The organism is Streptomyces sp. GL_140 (genome assembly GCF_057834465.1).
On record NZ_CM174404.1, the window covers coordinates 7,690,715 to 7,708,698 of the forward strand.

Genomic DNA, 17,984 nt, shown 5'->3' on the forward strand with positions numbered 1-17,984 from the left:
ACCCCTGCCGCACGGCTCACGCGACGTGCTCGCGGTAGCGCTCGATCACCTCCCGCAGGACCTCCGCACCCTCGCGGGCCCACAGGCCCGGATGGAAGATCTCGACCTCCACCGGACCTCGGTACCCGGCCGCGTCGGTCAGCTCCCGGAAGGCCCGCAGATCGATCGAGCCGTCACCCAGCTGCCCCCGGCCGAGCAGCACGCCCTCCGGCAACGGGGTCACCCAGTCGGCGACCTGCACGGACACGATCCGCCCGCCCTCACCGGCCCGCCGTACCTCGGCGGGGAGCCGCTCGTCCCACCAGAGGTGGTACGAGTCGACCACCACCCCCACCCGCTCCGCCGGGAACTGCTCGGCGATGTCCAGGGCCTGGCCGAGCGTGGAGACCACGCAGCGGTCCGCCGCGTACATCGGATGCAGCGGCTCGATCCCCAGCCGCACCTCGTGGGCGGCGGCGTACGGGGCCAGTTCGCCGAGGACGTCCACGATCCGCCGCCGGGCCCCCGCCAGGTCCCGGTCCCCGTCCGGCAGCCCGCCCGAGACCAGCACCAGCGCGTCCGCGCCCAGCTCGGCGGCCTCCTCGACGGCCCGGCGGTTGTCCTCCAGGGCGGCCGCGCGCCCGGCCGGGTCGGCGGCGGTGAAGAAGCCGCCCCGGCACAGGGAGCTGACCCGAAGTCCGGCTCCGGCCACCAGCTTCGCCGTCTCCCGCACCCCGAACCGCTGCACCGGATCGCGCCACAGCCCGACCGCCCCGACCCCCGCCGCCGTGCACCCGGCGACCAGCTCGGGCAGCGACCACTGGCGGATCGTCTCCTGGTTCAGACTGAATCGGGCCGAAGCCGGTGCCCGGCTCACGAGGCCACCCCGTACAGGGAGAGCAGCTGCCGCATCCGGGCCTCGGCGAGCTCCGGATCCGGGAACAGACCCAGGCCGGAGGCCAGTTCGTAGGCGCTCGCGAGGTGGAGGAGCGAGCGGGCCGAGTGCAGCCCGCCCACCATCGCGAAGTGCTCCTGATGTCCCGCCAGCCAGGCCAGGAACACCACCCCCGTCTTGTAGTACCGGGTCGGCGGAGCGAACAGGTGCCGCGACAGCGCCACCGTGGGATCCAGCAGCTCGCGGAACCCCGCCACGTCCTGCCGGTCGAGAGCGTGCGCCGCCCGCGCCGCGATCGGGGCGATCGGATCGAAGATACCCAGCAGGGCGTCGCTGGCCGACTCGCCGTCTCCGGCGATCAGTTCCGGATAGTGGTAGTCGTCGCCGGTGTAGCAGCGGACACCTGGCGGAAGCCGTCGCCGGATGTCCACCTCACGTCCCGCGTCGAGCAGCGAGACCTTGATCCCGTCGACCTTCTCCGGATGCTCCGAGACGACCTTCAGGAAGACGTCCGTGGCCTCGTCGAGACCGGCGTGTCCCCAGTACCCCTCCAGCGCCGGGTCGAACATCGGCCCCAGCCAGTGCAGGACCACCGGCCGGGCGCTGCGGCTCAGCAGCGTGCCGTAGACCTCGAGATAGTCCTCCGGGCCCCGCGCCGCCGCGGCCAGGGCCCGCGAGGCCATCAGCACCGGCCCCGCCCCGCACTCCTCGACATGCGCCAGCTGCTCCTCGTACGCCGCAGTGACGGCGGCCAGGGAATGCTGCGTGTCCGGAGCCAGCTGGTCGGTGCCCGCACCGCACACGATCCGGCCGCCCACCGCGCGGGCCTCGGCGGCGGACCGGCGGATCAGCTCCGCCGCGGCCGGCCAGTCCATGCCCATCCCGCGCTGCGCCGTGTCCATGGCCTCGGCGACCCCGAGCCCCTGGTCCCACAGCCGGCGGCGGAAGGCGAGCGTGCTCTCCCAGTCGATCACCGGCGGGGAGTCGGCGCAGGCCCGGAGCGGATCGGCGACCACGTGCGCGGCGGAATAGAAGGTGCGGCTGCGGGCCGGTCCGCACGTCAGCGGAGCCAGCGGAGGGGTGAGCGCAGTGTGCAGGCGCAGCGCGCCGTCGGGGGAGGGGAGCCGGATGCTCACAGCCTCACCTCCGGCACCGCGAGCCGCCTGCCCTCGGCGGCGGAGCGCAGCCCGAGGTCGGCGAGCTGCACCCCGCGGGCCCCGGCCAGCAGGTCCCACTGCCAGGGTTCGTCCAGGACGACGTGACGCAGGAACAGCTCCCACTGGGCCTTGAAACCGTTTTCCGCGGGGCTGTTGTCCGGTACCTCCTGCCACTGGTCACGGAACCGTTCGGTCAGCGGCAGGTCCGGATTCCACACGGGCTTCGGCGTCGCCGCGCGGTGCTGGATCCGGCAGCCGCGCAGCCCGGCCACGGCCGAGCCGTGGGTCCCGTCGACCTGGAACTCCACCAGCTCGTCGCGGTGGACGCGGACCGCCCAGGAGGAGTTGATCTGGGCGACCGCCCCGCCCTCGAGCTCGAAGATCCCGTACGCCGCGTCATCGGCCGTCGCCTCGTACGGCTTGCCCTCCTCGTCCCAGCGGCGGCCGATGTGGGTGCGTGTGAGCGCCTGCACGGTGCGGACCCGGCCGAACAGCTCGTGCATCAGGTACTCCCAGTGCGGGAACATGTCGGCGACGATGCCGCCGCCGTCCTGCGTCCGGTAGTTCCACGACGGCCGCTGGGCGGGCTGCCAGTCGCCCTCGAAGACCCAGTAGCCGAACTCCCCGCGCACGGAGAGGATCTCGCCGAAGAAGCCGCCTTCGACGAGGCGTCTGAGCTTCAGCAGGCCGGGCAGGAACAGTTTGTCCTGCACCACCCCGTGCTTGATCCCGGCCGCGTCGGCCAGTCTGGCGAGCTCCAGCGAGGCCTCGAAGGTCAGGGCGGTGGGCTTCTCGCAGTACACATGCTTGCCCGCCGCCACGGCTTGCCTTACCGCCGCCTCGCGGGCCCCGGTGACCTGCGCGTCGAAGTAGACCTCGACCTCCGGATCGGCCAGCACGGCCGCCAGGTCCGTGGACACGTGCTCCAGGCCGTGCCGCTCGGCGATGGCCCGCAGGGCCGCCTCGCGGCGGCCGACCAGCACCGGCTCCGGCCAGAGCACCGTGCCGTCGCCGAGGTCGAGCCCGCCCTGTTCACGCAGTGCGAGCAGGGAACGGACCAGGTGCTGGCGGTATCCCATCCGCCCGGTGACGCCGTTCATTGCGATCTTGATGGTCCTGCGCTTCATGGTGTCCCCCTCCTGTGCGATAGAAGCCATGCGATAGAAAGCGCTTTCACTCACATCAGGCTAGGTCCGTGTAACACGGCTCTGCAAGACTCGAACGGGTGATAGAAAGCGCTTTCTCCATCGGCGAGAATGGAGATCCACACACCGGATGAGACGATGGGCCGGGACGGACCGGAAGGCATCGGTCGCAAGAGCGGGAGGAGGGGGTCTGATGGCGGTGACACTCGCCGAAGTCGCGGCGCAGGCGGGCGTATCGCCCGCCACGGTCTCGCGCGTGCTGAACGGCGGATATCCGGTGGCCGGTGCCACCAGGACCCGGGTCGAGCAAGCGGTCGAGGACCTCGGCTACATCGCCAACGGCCCCGCGCGGGCCCTCGCCGCCGCCACCTCCGATCTCGTCGGCGTCCTCGTCCACGACGTCGCCGACAGCTTCTTCGGCATCCTCGCCGGGTCGGTCCAGCGCGCCCTGGCCCCCGGCGGCCAGGGCGAGGTCCGCCGCCTCGCCGTCGTCTGCAACACCGAGGGAGCGCCGGCCGCCGAGCTCGCCTACCTCGCCCTCCTGGAAGGACAGCGGGCCGGCGGGGTCGTCCTGACCGGCGGAGCCGTCGAGGAACCGGAGCACACCCGGGCCCTCGCCGCCCGCCTCGCCCGGATAGCCGCCACCGGCGCCCCGGTGGTCCTGTGCGGACGCCCCCCGCTGCCCATGCCCGCCGGACTCCCCGTCGCCACCGTCATGTTCGACGACCGGGGCGGCGCCTTCCGGCTCGCCGAGCACCTGCTGAGCCTCGGGCACCGACGCATTGCCTACATCGCCGGCCCGCCCGGACTGAGCACCACCCGGGAGCGGCTCGCGGGACACCAGGACGCCCTGCGCCACCACGACCCCGGACTGCCCGAGCGCTGCGCGGACCTCACCGTGCACGCCGGATTCGAGCGTTCCGCCGGATACGACGCCACCCGCGAACTGCTCCGCCGGGGAGCCCCCTTCACCGCCGTCGCCGCGGCCAACGACACCGTGGCCACCGGGGTCGCCGCAGCCCTGCGCGAGGCCGGGCTGCGGATACCCGAGGACGTCTCCATCGCGGGCTTCGACGACCTGCCCGTCTGCGTCGACACCGCGCCCGCACTCACCACGGTCCGGGTGCCGCTGCGCGAGGCGGGGGTACTCGCCGCGCAGCTCGTCACCGGCCGCAGAGCACTGCCTCCCGGCGGCATCACCACGCTCCCGGCGGAGCTGATGGTGCGCGGCTCCACCGCGCCGCCGCCCGCCGCCGTCCCGGGGAGCCGCCCGTGAAGTACGCCTTCTCCACCCTCGGTCTGCCCGGCGCCGCCCTGGAGCGCAGCGCCGCCCTCGCCGCGGCCCACGGGTACCAGGGGCTCGAGCTGCGCGCCCACGCCGAGGAGCCCCTGCACGCAGGGAGCTCCGCCGCCGACCGTGCGGCGGGGCTGCGGACCCTGACCGCCGCGGGCGTCACGGTCCTCGGGGTCGCCGGGTACGCCCGAGTGGCCGCCGCGGGGCCCGACGAGCCGGTCCTCGCCGAGATCCACGCCCTGGTCCGGCTCGCCGCCGACCTCGAAGCCCCCTGCGTACGGGTCTTCCCCGGCGGCGGTGAACTGCCCGCGGCGCAAGCCGATGCCCACGCGGTCCGCCGCCTCCGGGCCGCCGCACCCTTCGCCGAGCGGCACGGGGTGCGGATCCTGCTGGAGACCCACGACTCGCACCGCACCGCGGACGCGACGGCCCGGGTGCTCGACCGGGTCGGGCATCCGGCCGCCGGCGCGCTGTGGGACGTGCTCCACACCTGGCTCGGCGGCGAATCGCCCGCCGAGTCGCACCGCGCCCTGGCCGCGCACCTGGGCTACGTACAGGTCAAGGACGTGGCGTCGGCGCACGAGCCGACCCCCCTCGGGCTCGGCGCGGGTGCGCTGCCGCTCGCCGAGGCAGTGGCCCTCGTACGGCCGGACGGATGGCTCTGCTGGGAGTACGAGAAGCGCTGGTACCCCGACGCCGCCGAACTGCCGGGGCAGCTCGCGCGGGGCCGGGCGTACCTGGAGGGGCTCGCCGCCCGGGGCCTGTAGCGAGGACGGGGACGGTCCGGGCCGTCCGGTCGTCAGGCCGAGTTGCCCAGGCGGGACGGGTCGACGGGGTGGTGGAAGCCGAGGCCCAGGGCGTAGCGCTCCAGTTCGGCCACCGCCGTTGCCGCCAGGCGGTCCAGTTCGCCGCCGAGCGACCCCGCCACGTGCGGGGTCAGCAGCACGTTCGGCAGGTTGTACAGGGGGGAGACGGCGGGGAGGATCTCCGGCTCGGTGTGGTCCAGCACGGCGTGCAGCCGGCCCGAGACCAGTTCCTCGGTCAGTGCCGCCGTGTCGACGAGCGAGCCGCGCGCGGTGTTCACCAGGGTCGCGCCGTCCGGCATCAGGGCCAGCCGCGACGCGTCCAGCAGATGGCGGGTTTCGGGCAGCGCGGGAGCGTGCAGGCTCACCACGTCGCTGCGGCGCAGCAGTTCGTCGAGCGGGACGGCCTCGGCGCCCAGGGCCGCGATCTCGCCCGGGTCGACATACGGATCGTGGACGAGCACCCGCATGTCGAAGGGGCGCAGCAGCTCCAGCACGCGCCGGCCGATGAGCGAGGCTCCGACCAGGCCGACCGTGCGCCGGTAGTTGCCGACGGCCGGATAGCGGCGGAGCAGGTCGATGGGGCCGCGGGTCGCCCCGTAGGCGTGCGCGGATTCAAGGACGCGCTTGTTGGCGAAGAGGATGGCGGCGAGCGTGTACTCGGCGACCGGCAGGGCGTTCGCGGCGGCGGCACTGGAGACGAGCAGCCCGCGCTCCCAGCAGGCCCGGGTGACATGGTTCTTGACGCTTCCGGCCGCGTGCACGACGGCCCGCAGCCTCGGCATCCGCTCCAGCGCGCCCGCGTCCAGGGGCGGACACCCCCAGCCGGTGAACAGCACTTCGGCCGTGGCCAGCCGTCTGGCGAAGGCGTCCTCGGCGAAGGCGGACCCGAAGTCGGTCAGGAGCAGATCGGGGTCCACGTCGGCGACCCTGATCAGCTCCGGCAGGACCCGGCCGCCGAGCACGGCGGCCCGGGTGCCGGGGCTCATGGCGAGCACGGTGGCGGGGCGGTACGGCGGGACGAAGGCAGGACCGGACGCGGAGGCGGGGTGGGTCACTTGACGGCTCCTGCGGTGAGATCCGGCGACGAGGCCCATCCTTTGCGCGGGCGACCGTGCAGTCAAGACTGAACGCGCAAGTCGATCAAAACAATCAGTTCAGTTCGCCCGGCCCGCCCTTCACGGGCGAACGGTCAGCCGGGGGAGCAGTTCCAGATGCTGTCGCGGGCTCTCCTCCGAGTCCTCCGTTCCCGTGCCCCCGCCCCCGCCCCCGCCCCCGGCCAGCCGGTCCAGCAACAGGGCCGCTGCCCGCGCCCCCACCTCGCGCTTGGCCGGCGCCACCGCCGACAGCGGTACGTCGGCCAGCCCGGCCACCTCGTCGTCGTACGTGATCACCGCCAGGTCCTCGGGCACCCGCACACCCCGCGCCTGGAGCCGCGGGATCAGCATGATCGCGTCCGTGTCGCTGTGGATCAGCGCGGCCGTCACGCCGCCCGAGGTCACCGCCGCGCACAGGTAGTCCAGCGTCCGCGCGAACACCTCCGCCTCCGTGAGCGGCCCCGGCCCGGCGGCCGGCCAGGCCGGTGCGGACTCCAGCTCCAGCGCCGCCACGGCCCCCTCGAACCCGGCCCGAAGCCGCGCCGAGGTGGGCGTCTCCCGGCTGGCCAGGGCGATCCGCCGGTGGCCCAGCCCCGCCAGGTGCCGCACCGCCCGCGCCGCGCCGTGCGCATGGTCGGAGGCCACCCGGTCCAGCGACGCTGCCGGGTGCCCCGGCGGGGCCCACCGCTCCACCAGCACCGCCGGAACCGGAAGTTCCGCAGTCCACGCGCCCTCGCCGGGGCCGGCCGAACCGGTGTCCCAGTTCGGGGTCAGCAGCAGTCCGTCCGCTCCCGTGGACAGCAGCCGGTCGGCCTGCGTCCGGTCCTCGCCCGGCAGGTACCGGGTCAGCCCCACGGTGAGCCGCGCACCCCGGGCCTCGACCACCTCGCGGGCCCCGCGCACGACGTCGGCGTAGTAGTAGTCGGTGGTCGGCACCACCATCCCGATCACCAGCCCGCCGCCACCGGGGACGGAGCCGCCTGAGACGGCGCCACTGGCGCCACGGGCGCCGGGGCCGCGGCGCACATCGGACGCGCTGCCCGAATCGCCCGCCCGGCCGATCACCCGGCTGATCACCCCGTGCATCCGCTGGATCTCGCCCCGCGCCGCCATCGCCTCGATGTCCCGCCGCAGGGTGACCGGGGAGACGCCGAGCTCCCGGGCGAGGTCCACCACGCGCACGCTGCCCCGTACTCGGACGAGTTCGCGCACCCGGGCCTGGCGGTGGTCCACATGTGGTCTCAAGGATCCCCCTGCTGTCGGCGGGCGCGGCGTGACGTGCTCGCTTCCATCATAGGTAATCGAAACAATCGAATCGATCGATCCCGATCAACCGGTCATTGACGGCGCGGACCGCGCGTTCATATATTCGGCCAGGTCCCCGCACCTCACGGCAGCATCTCGACCTCTCCCGGGAGTCAGCGCATGCTCACGCACGACCAGGACGGCTTCCGGCGCGCAGATCGCCCCCACCGCATCGTTTCGGGGGCCCTGCACTACTTCCGGGTCCACCCCGACCTGTGGGAGGACCGCCTCACCCGGCTGCGCGCCCTGGGCGTCAACACCGTGGACACCTACGTCCCCTGGAACTTCCACGAGACCGCCCCGGGCAAGGCCGACTTCACCGGCCCGCGTGACCTCGGCCGGTTCCTGCGCATCGCCCAGGACCTCGGCCTCGACGTCATCGTCCGGCCCGGCCCGTACATCTGCGCCGAATGGGACTTCGGCGGCCTGCCCGCCCGGCTGCTCGCCATCGACGGCCTGCGCCTGCGCTGCTCCGACCCCCGCTTCGAGGCCGAGGTGGACGGCTGGTTCGACCAGGTCGTCCCCGAGCTGCTGCCCCATCTCGCCGGCCGCGGCGGCCCCGTCGTCGCCGTCCAGATCGAGAACGAGTACGGCTCGTACGGCAACGACGCCCGCTACCGCGCCCACGTCGAGCGCGGACTCCTCGAACGCGGCGTCGACTGCCTGCTGTTCACCGCGGACGGCCCCGAGGACGCCATGCTGCAGGGCGGCATGGTCCCGGGCAGGCTCGCCACCGCCACCTTCGGGGCCAAGCCCGCGGAGCGGCTCGCGAACCTGCGCCGCTACCAGCGGACCGGCCCGCTCACCGCGATGGAGTTCTGGATCGGCTGGTTCGACCACTGGGGCGAGGAGCACCACGTGCGCGAGGTCGAGGAAGCGGCGCAGTCGCTCGACGAACTCCTGGCCTCCGGCGCCTCGGTCAACCTCTACATGGCCCACGGCGGCACCAACTTCGGCTACTGGGCCGGTGCCAACCACACGGGTTCCCGCCCCGGCGACCCCGGTTACCAGCCCACCGTCACCAGCTACGACTACGACGCCCCGATCGGCGAGGCGGGCGAACTGACTCCGAAGTTCCACGCGTTCCGCGAGGTCATCGGCAAGTACCTGCCGCTGCCCGAAGGCCCGCTGCCCGAGCCGCTGCCCCGGATGACACCCGCCCAAGCCGTCCCCGGGGGCGTCGCGCCGCTCCTCGCCCACCTGGACGTCCTCGCCGGGGAACCGGTCCTGCGTCCGGCTCCCGAGTCCATGGAGAAGCTCGGCCAGGACCACGGCCTGATCCACTACCGCACCACGATCACCGGGCCGCGCCCCGCGATGCCCGTCAGGATCGACGGGCTGGGCGACCGCGCGTACGTCTTCGCGGACGGGGTGCCGCTCGGCGTCCTCGACCGCAACGCCCCCGACGAGGGGCTCGACCTGCCCGTCGGCGAGGCCGGAGTCGTCCTCGACCTCCTCGTCCGGGCCCAGGGCCGGGTCAACTACGGGCCCCTGCTCGACGACCGCAAGGGCATCACGCGGGCCGTGCGCCACGGCCACCAGCACCTCTTCGAGTGGGAGATACGGCCGCTGCCGCTCTCCGACACGGCAGGTCCGGGCGCCCTGCGGTGGTCGGCGGACGGAGCCGAGCCGGGCGAGCCCGCCTTCCACCGGTTCACCCATTCCCTCGTCGAGCCGCCCGCGGACGGCTTCCTCGACCTGTCCGGGTGGGGCACCGGCCTGGTCTGGCTCAACGGTTTCCTCCTGGGCCACTACGACACTCCGCGCGGCCCGCAGCGCGCGCTGTACGCCCCCGCCCCGCTCTGGCGGGCCGGCGCGAACGAGATCGTCGTACTGGAACTGGAGCAACCCGGAACCGGGCTGCCACTGCGCGACCAGCCCGACCTCGGTCGCCCCACGGTCGTCGACATCGACTACTGAGCGGGGGTCCGGAGCCTCTGGCGGGTACCCGTCAGAGGTTCTCCACAAGGGGAGGCCCGGCGTCAACCGGTCGGCCTAGACTGGCGACTTGGTTGATCATCCGCCGGACGACTGTGGAGGAACGAAGAGCATGCGCTATCTCCCCCTGGGCAATTCAGGTCTTCAGGTGTCCGCGATCGGGCTCGGCTGCAACAACTTCGGCGGCCGCCTCGACGTGCGGGCCACCCGCGGGGTCGTGGACGCCGCGCTCGACGCCGGCATCACCCTCCTCGACACCGCCGACATCTACGGAGGCCGCGGCGGTTCCGAGATCCAGCTCGGCGAGGTCCTCAAGGGACGCCGCGACCAGGTGGTCCTCGCCACCAAGTTCGGCCACCACTCCACGGACATGGGATACGGGGCCGCCGCCGGCTCCCGCGGCGGTCGCGCGTACATCCGGCGCGCCGTCGAGGAGTCCCTGCGCCGCCTGCGGACCGACCACATCGACCTCTACCAGTTGCACACCCCCGACCCGACCGTCGCCATCGGCGAGACCCTCGCCGCGCTCACCGAGCTCGTCGCCGAAGGCAAGATCCGCTACATCGGACACTCCAACCTCGTCGGCTGGCAGCTCGCCGAAGCCGCCCACGTCGCGCGCGAAACCGGCGCGGCGCCCTTCGTCTCCGCCCAGAACGAATGGTCGCTGCTCCAGCGGTCGGCGGAGCGCGAGCTCGTCCCGGCCGCCCTGCACTACGGCGTCGGCGTCCTGCCGTACTTCCCGCTCGCCAACGGCCTGCTGACGGGCAAGATACGCCGGGGCGCCCCCGTACCGGCCGGCTCCCGCCTCGAAGGCCGCGACGCCTACCTCACCGACGCGCGCCTCGACATCGTGGAGGCACTGGCCGCGCTCGCCGAGAAGCACGGCCGCACCGTCCTGGAACTCGCCATCGGCTGGCTCGGCGCCCAGCCCGGCTGCTCCTCCGTGATCGCGGGCGCCACCTCCGCCGAGCAGGTGCGCGCCAACGCGGCCGTCGCCGACCGGCCGCTCGACGCCGAACTGCTGGCCGAGGTCGACGCGATAGCGGGGGCCGCGCGGTGACGGGCACGGTGGGCGGAGCGGGGTAGCGGTCGGCCGGGCGGCGGGGGTTACGGGTCGGTTGTCCTACGGGGTCGGTTGTCCTTCGGGTGCTTCGGAAGCGGACTGCGAAGGGCTCGCCGAGCCGCTCGAGGAGCCGCTCGGCGAAGCGCTCGCGGAGGGACTCGCGTACGGGCTCGCGTACGCGGCGCCCGCCGGCGCGCCGGTCAGGACCTCCACCAGGCCGGTGTCCAGCGAGTAGTACCCGCCGACCACGGCGACGGAGCCCTTCTTCACCAGGGGCGCCAGGTCCGCGTTGGCCCGCAGCTCGTCCGCCGTCAGCTTGATCTGATGGCGGATCATGGTGTCGACCGGATCGGCGCCCGGGTTCTTGACGGTCGCGGCGTACGCGGGCTCCAGGGCCTTGGAGATCGCCTGCAGGTTGCCGGGCAGCGAATTGCCGTCCCGCAGCGCCTGGTACGACGCGTCGATGGCCCCGCAGCGCTGGTGTCCGAGGACGAGGATCAGCGGGGTGCCCGCCGTCACCGGCCCGAACTCGACCGACCCGGTGACGACCGGGCCGACCCAGCGCTTGTTGCCCTCCATCAGCCGGGCGTACGCGGCCTCCGGAGTGCTGGGACGCGGTTGTGGTGCGGCCGTCATCGCCTCCGGGGCACTCTTCGCCGAGCACCCCGAGAGCGCGGTCGCGGCGGCCACCGCGGCCGCGAGGCCCCCGGTCAGCACGAACCTGCGCGGCGGAAGTTCTGCTCTGCCCATCGGGTCTACCCCTCGGTGCTGCTCGCGGCGGCGTCCTGGCCGTGGCGATTGTTCAGCCCGGGAGGGGCGGGCCCTGGCAGGCACACCCGGGCGCGGGCGCCCGTGCCCCGGACGGTCGATGCCGAGGGTGCCTGAGCCGGGAAGGGCTCAGGACACGATGTCCTTGCGCGCGAACCCGCGGAAGGCGAGCGCGAACAGCACCAGCGCGTACGACACCGACACCGCCGCACCCTTGATCATTCCGCCCCATTCCAGCTGAGGCTGCAGGGCGTCGGCCCACGCGAACTGCCAGTGCGCCGGCAGGAACTCCCGCCAGGACCCCAGCGCCGTCACCGCGTCCAGCACATTGCCGACGATCGTCAGACCGACCGCACCGCCCACCGCGCCCAGCGGCGCGTCCGTCCGCGTCGACAGCCAGAACGCCAGCCCGGCCGTGACCAGCTGGGACACGAAGATGAACGCGACGACGATCGCCAGCCGGCCCAGGGTGTCCCCTGCCGCCAGGGCGCCGCCCGTCGGGAGCTTCAGCGGCCCCCACCCGTACGCCGCCGTGCCCGCCGCCAGCGCCACCACCGGCAGCAGCACCATCGCCGCCAGGCTGAACCCCAGCGCCACCACCAGCTTGCTCCACAGCAGCCGGGCCCGGGGCACGGGCGAGGCCAGCAGGTAGCGCAGCGAGGACCAACTGGCCTCGGAGGCCACCGTGTCCCCGCAGAACAGCGCCACCGGCACCACCAGCAGGAACCCGGCCGACACGAACAGACAGGTGGCCGCGAAGTTCGCGCCCGAGGCCGTCGCCGTGTCGATGAGGGTGATCCGGCCGTTGCCGCCGCCCCGGCTGCCCGGCCCGCCGCCCACCGCGAAGGCGATCATCAGGACGAACGGCAGCGCGGCGAGGATCCCGGCCATCACCAGCGTCCGCCGCCGTCGCCACTGCCGCAGTGCCTCCACGCGCAGCGGCAGCGTCCGGCTCGCCCGGTAGCCGGGAGCCACCTCGGTTACCGCCGCGCCGTCGGGGCGGTCCGGCGCATCCGTCACGGCGCTCATGCCGCACCTCCGATGAGGGTGAGGAACGCGTCTTCGAGCCTTCGGTGCGGTCCCACTCCGGTCACCGGCACCTCCAGCCGTACGAGTTCGGTGATCAGCTCGACGGCGCTCGCGCCGTCCAGCCGTACGAGCAGCCCGTCGTCGGCGGCGTCCACGGACTCCACTCCCTCCAGCGAGGCCAGCTTGCCGACCGTCGCCTCGTCCACCGGCCCGGCCAGGGTCACCAGCAGGGTGTCCCCGCCACCGGTGATCTCGGCGACCTCGCCCGCCTGTACGAGACGGCCGCGGTCCATGACCACCAGGTGCGTACAGGACTGCTCCACCTCCGACAGCAGGTGGCTGGAGACGATGACCGTCCGCCCGGCCGCCGCGTAGCGGATCATCACATCGCGCATCTCGCGGATCTGCGGCGGGTCCAGACCGTTCGTCGGCTCGTCGAGGATCAGCAGGTCCGGCATCCCGAGCATGGCCTGCGCGATCGCGAGGCGCTGGCGCATGCCCTGGGAGTACGTGCGCACCGCGCGTTCCAGGGCGTCGCCGAGCCCGGCGATCTCCAGGGCCTCCGCCAAGTGCGAGTCCTCGGCGGGACGGCCCGTGGCCTGCCAGTACAGCTCCAGGTTGGCCCGCCCGGTCAGGTGCGGCAGGAAGCCGGCGCCCTCCACGAACGCCCCGACCCGCGACAGCACCGGCGCGCCGGCCCGTACCGCGTGCCCGAACACCCGGACCTCCCCGGCGTCCGGGGTGATCAGGCCCATCAGCATCCGCAGGGTCGTGGTCTTGCCCGCGCCGTTGGGCCCGAGCAGGCCGAGCACCTGGCCCTTCTCCACCCGGAAGGACAGGTCCCGTACGGCGTAGCGGTCCTGCGACCCGGCATAGCGCTTGGTCAGCCCGGTGATCTCCAGCGGTACGTCGGCCAGAGCCGGGTCGGGCTGTGGTGCGCCCACCCGGATCCCGCCCGGCCCCCGGCCGGTCCTGCGGATCCCCACCAGCCCCGCGGCCAGCAGCAGCGCCACGAGCGGCATCCCCCAGGTCCACGCGGGCAGCCCCGAGGACGCCGTGCGCACGCCTGCCGCGACGGGCACGGCCAGCGGTCCCTGCGCCGAGACGGTGTACGTGGCGGGCGCGGCCGGAGAGGCGTAGCCCAGGTCGGTGGCGGCGACGACGAGCCGCAGCCGGTGCCCCGCCGCGACGGCGTGGTCGATCGCGGGCAGCCGCAGCTCGACGGTCCGGTCCTGCTGCGCGTTCTCCACCCGGACCGGGGCCACCAGCTGACTGGGCAGAACCTGCTGGCGGCCGTCGGGCCCGACGTCGTAGACCTTGCCGAACAGCACGGCCGAACCGTCGGCAGCCGTCGACCTCACCTTTAGGGTGACAGTCGGGGTCCCTGTGATCCGCACTTCGTCGGTCAGCGGCTCCGATTCGAACCGGGCGTTCTGCCCGGGGAAGTCCAGCGAGAGCCCGCCTCCGAGGGCGGCGAGCTGCCCGCCGATGCCCGGGAGCGCGGACAGCGCGGGCGGGGCTCCGCCGGCCGGATTGCCGAAGCTCTGCTCGCGGCCGGCCAGCGCGAACTCGCGCGGGCCGGACAGAAGCCCGGGGTAGGTGGAGCCGGTCGCCCCGCGGAGTTCGACCTCGCCGTCGGTGGAGTCGATGCCGCCGGAGCGCGAGACCCGGAAGACGGGGCCGGTGTCCACGGACGGGTCTTCCTTGAGGTAGCGGTCGAACCAGGTCTTCACCCGGCCCTCGACGCGGTCCGCCTCGCGCATTCCGCCGTCGTGCCCGCCCGCGGCCCAGTCCACGGAGACGGGAGCTCCGTTGGCGGCGATGGCCTTGGCCATGGCATCGGCCTGGTCCAGGGGGAAGAGGGAATCGTCCTGGCCCTGTGTGATCAGCGTCGGCACCTTGATCGCCGAGCCGACGGCGGACGGGCTCCGCCGTTCCAGGAGGGCGCGGGCTTCCGGATCGGGTTTGCCGGCCACCGCGACCCGTTCGTACATGGCGCACAGCTCGGGCTGGAAGCGCCCGCACCCGGTCGCGGCGGCCGGGGCGCCGGCCGTGGCCGGGGACCCGTTCCCGGCGGAGGCGCTGGGCTGGAGCCCGCCCGCGGAACCGGTGGTGAAGAAGAGTCCCGCCCAGAGCTTCTTGAAGACGTCGTTCGGGAAGAGGGAGTCCGCGAGGTTCCAGTAGGTGATGGAAGGAGCGATGGCGTCCACGCGCGGGTCGTGTCCGGCCGCGAGCAGGGAGATCGCCCCGCCGTAGGAGCCTCCCGCGATGCCCACCCGCGGATCGCCCGCCGCGTCCAGCCGGACCTCGGGGCGGGCCGCGAGCCAGTCGATCAGCCGGGACACGTCCTTGACCTCGTAGTCGGGGTCGTTCAGCCCGATCGTGCCGCCCGAGCGGCCGAACCCGCGCGCCGACCAGGTCAGCACCGCGTAGCCGTCGCGGGCGAGCCGTTCGGCCTGCGGCCGGAGGTCCTCCTTGCTGCCGCCGAAGCCGTGGGCGAGGAGTACGGCGGGACGTTTCTCCCCGCCGCCTCCCGACTGACCGCCCCGGTCGCCCGAAGTGAAGTAGGAGATGTCGATTCCGGCACCGGGCATGTCGAGCGTCCGGTCCTCGCGGTGCACGGCCGGATCCTCGCCGGCCGCGGCCGTGGCGGTCAGCGTGCCCGCCCCCGCGACGACGGCGAGCGCGGCGGCGCCCGCGAGCAGGCGGCTTCGGCGGCGCCGGGGCAGTCGGAGCTTCATACGGGAACCCTAGTCGCCGGGCCCGCCGCGCCCGCGCTCCCGCAGGCTGAACTGCCGACGTCCTCAAGGACTACTTCACCCGCTGTCCGTACCGCGCCTGCTGTACGCGCCGAGGCGCCCGCGGTGTACGCCGAGCACCACCGCCGATCCGCGCCCCGCCGACCCGAGCACCCCGGCCGACCCGAGCACCCCCGCCGACCCGCGCGTCCCGCCGACCTGCGCGCTCCGCCGAGCCGGGCGAGGATGGCCGCATGCTGCTGGCCGAGGTCGCGCGCGTGTCCCGGGAGGTCGCCGAGACCTCCGCCCGGTCCGGGAAGACCGGGCTGCTCGCCGGGGTCTTCGCCGCCGCGCCCCCGGAGGAGGCCGCGCTCGTGGTCTCGTACCTCGCCGGACGGCTCCCGCAGGGGCGTCCGGGGATCGGCTGGCGCGCGCTCGCCCGCGAGGTGGAGCCCGCCGCCGGGCCCACCCTGACCGTGTCCGCCGTGGACGCGGCGGTGACCAGGCTCGCCGCCGTCTCCGGTACCGGCGCACAGGCCGAGCGCCGCCGGATCCTGGACGGCCTGCTCGGCGCCGCCACCGGAGCCGAGCAGCGGTTCCTGCGCAGCCTGCTCTCCGGCGAGGTCCGCCAGGGCGCACTGGACGCCGTGGCCCTGGACGCCGTGGCCGCCGCGGCCGGGGTGCCGGCCGCGGAGCTTCGCCGGGCCGCGATGCTCGACGGCTCCCTGCCCCGGGTGGCGGCGGCGGTCCTGGCCGACGGGGAGGCGGCCCTGCGCGGAGTGACCCTGCGCGTGGGGCACCCCGTACAGCCGATGCTGGCGAACACCGCCAAGTCGGTGGCCGAGGCGCTGGCCGCGCTCGGGCCGTGCGCCGTGGAGGAGAAGCTCGACGGGATCCGGGTGCAGGTCCACCGTGAGGGGGACGAGGTACGGGTGTACACGCGTTCCCTCGACGAGATCACCGACCGGTTGCCGGAGGTGGCCGAGCTGGCCCGGTCGCTGCCGGGCGAGCGGTTCATCCTCGACGGGGAGGTCATCGGGAGGCCGGGGGCCGACGGGCGTCCGGTGCCGTTCCAGGAGGTGGCGAGCCGGGTCGGCTCGCGCGTCGACGTCGAGGCCGCCCGGCGGACCCTTCCGGTCGCCGTCTTCTTCTTCGACGTCCTGGCGGCGGGTGCGGACGTACTCCTCGACCTGCCGGTGCGCGAGCGCCACGAGGTCCTGGCCGCCCTGGTGCCCGAGGAGTCCCGGGTGCGTCGCCTCGTGGTCGAGGACCCGGTGGCGCGGCTCGCCGAAGCCGAGGAGTTCGGGGCCGAAACCCTGCGCCGGGGGCACGAGGGAGTGATGGTCAAGGCACTCGACTCCACCTACGCGGCCGGCCGGCGCGGCAAACACTGGCTCAAGGTGAAACCGGTGCACACCCTGGACCTGGTGGTGCTCGCCGTCGAACGGGGTCAAGGCCGGCGCACCGGGCTCCTGTCCAACCTGCACCTGGGCGCACGCGCGGCCGACGGCGGCTACGCCATGCTCGGCAAGACCTTCAAGGGACTCACCGACGAGATGCTGCGCTGGCAGACCGAGCGGCTCGGCGAGCTCGCCGTCGAGGACGACGGCCACACCGTCCGGGTCCGCCCCGAACTGGTCGTGGAGATCGCCTACGACGGGCTGCAGCGCTCCCCGCGCTACCCGGCCGGGGTGGCCCTGCGCTTCGCGCGGGTCCTGCGCCACCGTCCCGACAAGCGCGCGCAGGACGCGGACACGGTGGAGACGGTGCTGGGCGGGCAGGAGCCGGGGGATCCGCCGGAATAGGTACGTCAGGGATGCCGCCGGAGTCGGGCGAGGGCTTTTTGCCTCAGAGGCAACGGAGATTGCCAGTGGGGTAAGAATCTGGCTCAATCGGGGCATGACAACCGGTCCTGCCCCCGGCCCCGAAGACGCGGCCGACCTCGACGGCAACAGCGGCGAGAACGCCGACAGCGGCCTGGAGCTGCCCACCGTGGCCCCTCAGCTGCGCGAGCTCCGCCGCCGCGCCGGGCTCACCCTGGAGGCCGCGGCCGCGCGGGCCCGGCTCTCGCCCGCCCACCTGTCACGACTGGAGACCGGACGGCGCCAGCCCTCGCTGCCGCTGCTGCTCGGTCTCGCCCGCACCTACGGTACGACGGTTTCGGAGCTGCTGGGGGAGACCCCGGCCGTGGCCGATCCCATCGTACGGGCCGGCGGCCCCGGCGCCCGCGAGGCCGACGGCTGGACGTACTGGCAGGCCGGCGGCTCCGGCCGCGGCATGCAGGCCCTGCGCGTGCACGTGCCCTACGGCCGCAGCCAGGGCGAGCTGGTCCGCGTGCATCCCGGGGAGGAGTGGCTGTACGTACTGAAGGGGCGGCTGCGGCTGCACCTTGGGGAGAGCGAGCACCTGCTGGAGCCGGGGGACAGCGCGCACTTCGACTCGCTCACGTCGCACCGGATCGGCGCGGCCTCGGCCGCCGGAGCCGACCTGCTGTTCGTCCACACCCTGCTGCAGAGCAGCCTCGCCGGGCTGTGCCTGGGCACGACCGCCACCACCACGCGCCACCAGTAGCCGACCGACAGCCGAAGGAGCCGTACCCATGTCCCGGACAGAACAGCAGCCCAAGGCGGAGCAGACCCCGACCGTGCTGCGCCGCATCGAGTCGAAGTTCCCGCGCGGTCTGGTCATCCGGCTCATTGCCTACTTGTTCGTAGGCCATCTCTTCGCCTTCTTCGTCTACTTGCTCTTCGTCCTCGGCGCGAAGAGCCAGTGA

Annotated in this window: 15 protein-coding genes; 7 read left to right on the forward strand and 8 right to left on the reverse strand. The window is 73.8% G+C overall.

Annotated features, from left to right (window positions below):
• Positions 1–16: 16 nt before the first annotated feature.
• From AC3IYJ_RS35785 to AC3IYJ_RS35795, 3 genes are read right to left on the reverse strand one after another with little or no spacing between them, the layout of a single operon-like run.
• A complete protein-coding gene (locus AC3IYJ_RS35785) occupies positions 17–856 on the reverse strand; it encodes a sugar phosphate isomerase/epimerase family protein (protein ID WP_489398668.1) in 840 nt (279 codons plus the stop codon).
• The gene (locus tag AC3IYJ_RS35790) at positions 853–2,010 is read right to left on the reverse strand and encodes a dihydrodipicolinate synthase family protein (RefSeq protein WP_489398669.1); all 1,158 of its coding nucleotides are present in this window, start codon (positions 2,008–2,010) and stop codon (positions 853–855) included. The genes AC3IYJ_RS35785 and AC3IYJ_RS35790 overlap by 4 nt, the downstream gene beginning before the upstream one ends.
• Complete coding sequence (locus tag AC3IYJ_RS35795; protein WP_489398670.1) at positions 2,007–3,158, reverse strand: Gfo/Idh/MocA family protein; 1,152 nt, start codon at positions 3,156–3,158, stop codon at positions 2,007–2,009. The genes AC3IYJ_RS35790 and AC3IYJ_RS35795 overlap by 4 nt, the downstream gene beginning before the upstream one ends.
• 211 nt (positions 3,159–3,369) lie before the next feature.
• Here AC3IYJ_RS35795 and AC3IYJ_RS35800 point away from each other — a divergent pair, with 211 nt between their 5' ends.
• Both AC3IYJ_RS35800 and AC3IYJ_RS35805 read left to right on the forward strand, forming a co-directional pair.
• Positions 3,370–4,452, forward strand: coding sequence for a LacI family DNA-binding transcriptional regulator (locus AC3IYJ_RS35800; RefSeq protein WP_489398671.1), 1,083 nt, complete (start codon positions 3,370–3,372; stop codon positions 4,450–4,452).
• Entirely contained in the window at positions 4,449–5,237 is a 789-nt protein-coding gene (locus AC3IYJ_RS35805) for a sugar phosphate isomerase/epimerase family protein (protein WP_489398672.1), read from the forward strand. Before AC3IYJ_RS35800 ends, AC3IYJ_RS35805 begins: the two co-directional genes overlap by 4 nt.
• 32 nt (positions 5,238–5,269) lie before the next feature.
• Here AC3IYJ_RS35805 and AC3IYJ_RS35810 read toward each other — a convergent pair whose 3' ends face one another.
• Positions 5,270–6,262 carry a hydroxyacid dehydrogenase gene (locus tag AC3IYJ_RS35810; RefSeq protein ID WP_489403031.1) on the reverse strand — a complete coding sequence of 331 codons (993 nt, stop codon included), beginning with the start codon at positions 6,260–6,262 and terminating at the stop codon, positions 5,270–5,272.
• A gap of 189 nt (positions 6,263–6,451) precedes the next feature.
• On the reverse strand, positions 6,452–7,615 hold the full coding sequence (locus AC3IYJ_RS35815; RefSeq protein WP_489398673.1) for a LacI family DNA-binding transcriptional regulator: 1,164 nt from the start codon (positions 7,613–7,615) through the stop codon (positions 6,452–6,454).
• 180 nt (positions 7,616–7,795) lie between these two features.
• On the opposite strand from AC3IYJ_RS35815, the gene AC3IYJ_RS35820 reads away from it, so the two are divergent.
• Positions 7,796–9,595, forward strand: coding sequence for a glycoside hydrolase family 35 protein (locus tag AC3IYJ_RS35820; RefSeq protein WP_489398674.1), 1,800 nt, complete (start codon positions 7,796–7,798; stop codon positions 9,593–9,595).
• Between the two features lie 130 nt (positions 9,596–9,725).
• Positions 9,726–10,673 (forward strand): aldo/keto reductase, encoded by a 948-nt coding sequence (locus tag AC3IYJ_RS35825; protein ID WP_489398675.1) that lies wholly within the window; start codon positions 9,726–9,728, stop codon positions 10,671–10,673.
• Between the two features lie 63 nt (positions 10,674–10,736).
• Here AC3IYJ_RS35825 and AC3IYJ_RS35830 read toward each other — a convergent pair whose 3' ends face one another.
• The 3 genes from AC3IYJ_RS35830 to AC3IYJ_RS35840 form a co-directional block, all read right to left on the reverse strand.
• Positions 10,737–11,426, reverse strand: coding sequence for a carbonic anhydrase (locus tag AC3IYJ_RS35830; protein WP_489398676.1), 690 nt, complete (start codon positions 11,424–11,426; stop codon positions 10,737–10,739).
• 147 nt (positions 11,427–11,573) lie between these two features.
• Positions 11,574–12,473, reverse strand: a complete 900-nt coding sequence (locus tag AC3IYJ_RS35835; RefSeq protein WP_489398677.1) for an ABC transporter permease — start codon at positions 12,471–12,473, stop codon at positions 11,574–11,576.
• On the reverse strand, positions 12,470–15,214 hold the full coding sequence (locus AC3IYJ_RS35840) for an alpha/beta fold hydrolase (protein WP_489398678.1): 2,745 nt from the start codon (positions 15,212–15,214) through the stop codon (positions 12,470–12,472). Before AC3IYJ_RS35840 ends, AC3IYJ_RS35835 begins: the two co-directional genes overlap by 4 nt.
• Positions 15,215–15,465: 251 nt before the next feature.
• Between AC3IYJ_RS35840 and AC3IYJ_RS35845 the strand changes: the two genes are divergently transcribed.
• The 3 genes from AC3IYJ_RS35845 (at position 15,466) to AC3IYJ_RS35855 (ending at position 17,984) form a co-directional block, all read left to right on the forward strand.
• Positions 15,466–17,016 carry an ATP-dependent DNA ligase gene (locus tag AC3IYJ_RS35845; RefSeq protein WP_489398679.1) on the forward strand — a complete coding sequence of 517 codons (1,551 nt, stop codon included), beginning with the start codon at positions 15,466–15,468 and terminating at the stop codon, positions 17,014–17,016.
• A 94-nt stretch (positions 17,017–17,110) separates the two neighbouring features.
• Positions 17,111–17,782: a helix-turn-helix domain-containing protein gene (locus AC3IYJ_RS35850; RefSeq protein ID WP_489398680.1), complete on the forward strand. Its 672-nt coding sequence runs from the start codon at positions 17,111–17,113 to the stop codon at positions 17,780–17,782.
• Between the two features lie 28 nt (positions 17,783–17,810).
• Entirely contained in the window at positions 17,811–17,984 is a 174-nt protein-coding gene (locus AC3IYJ_RS35855; protein ID WP_489398681.1) for a DUF6126 family protein, read from the forward strand.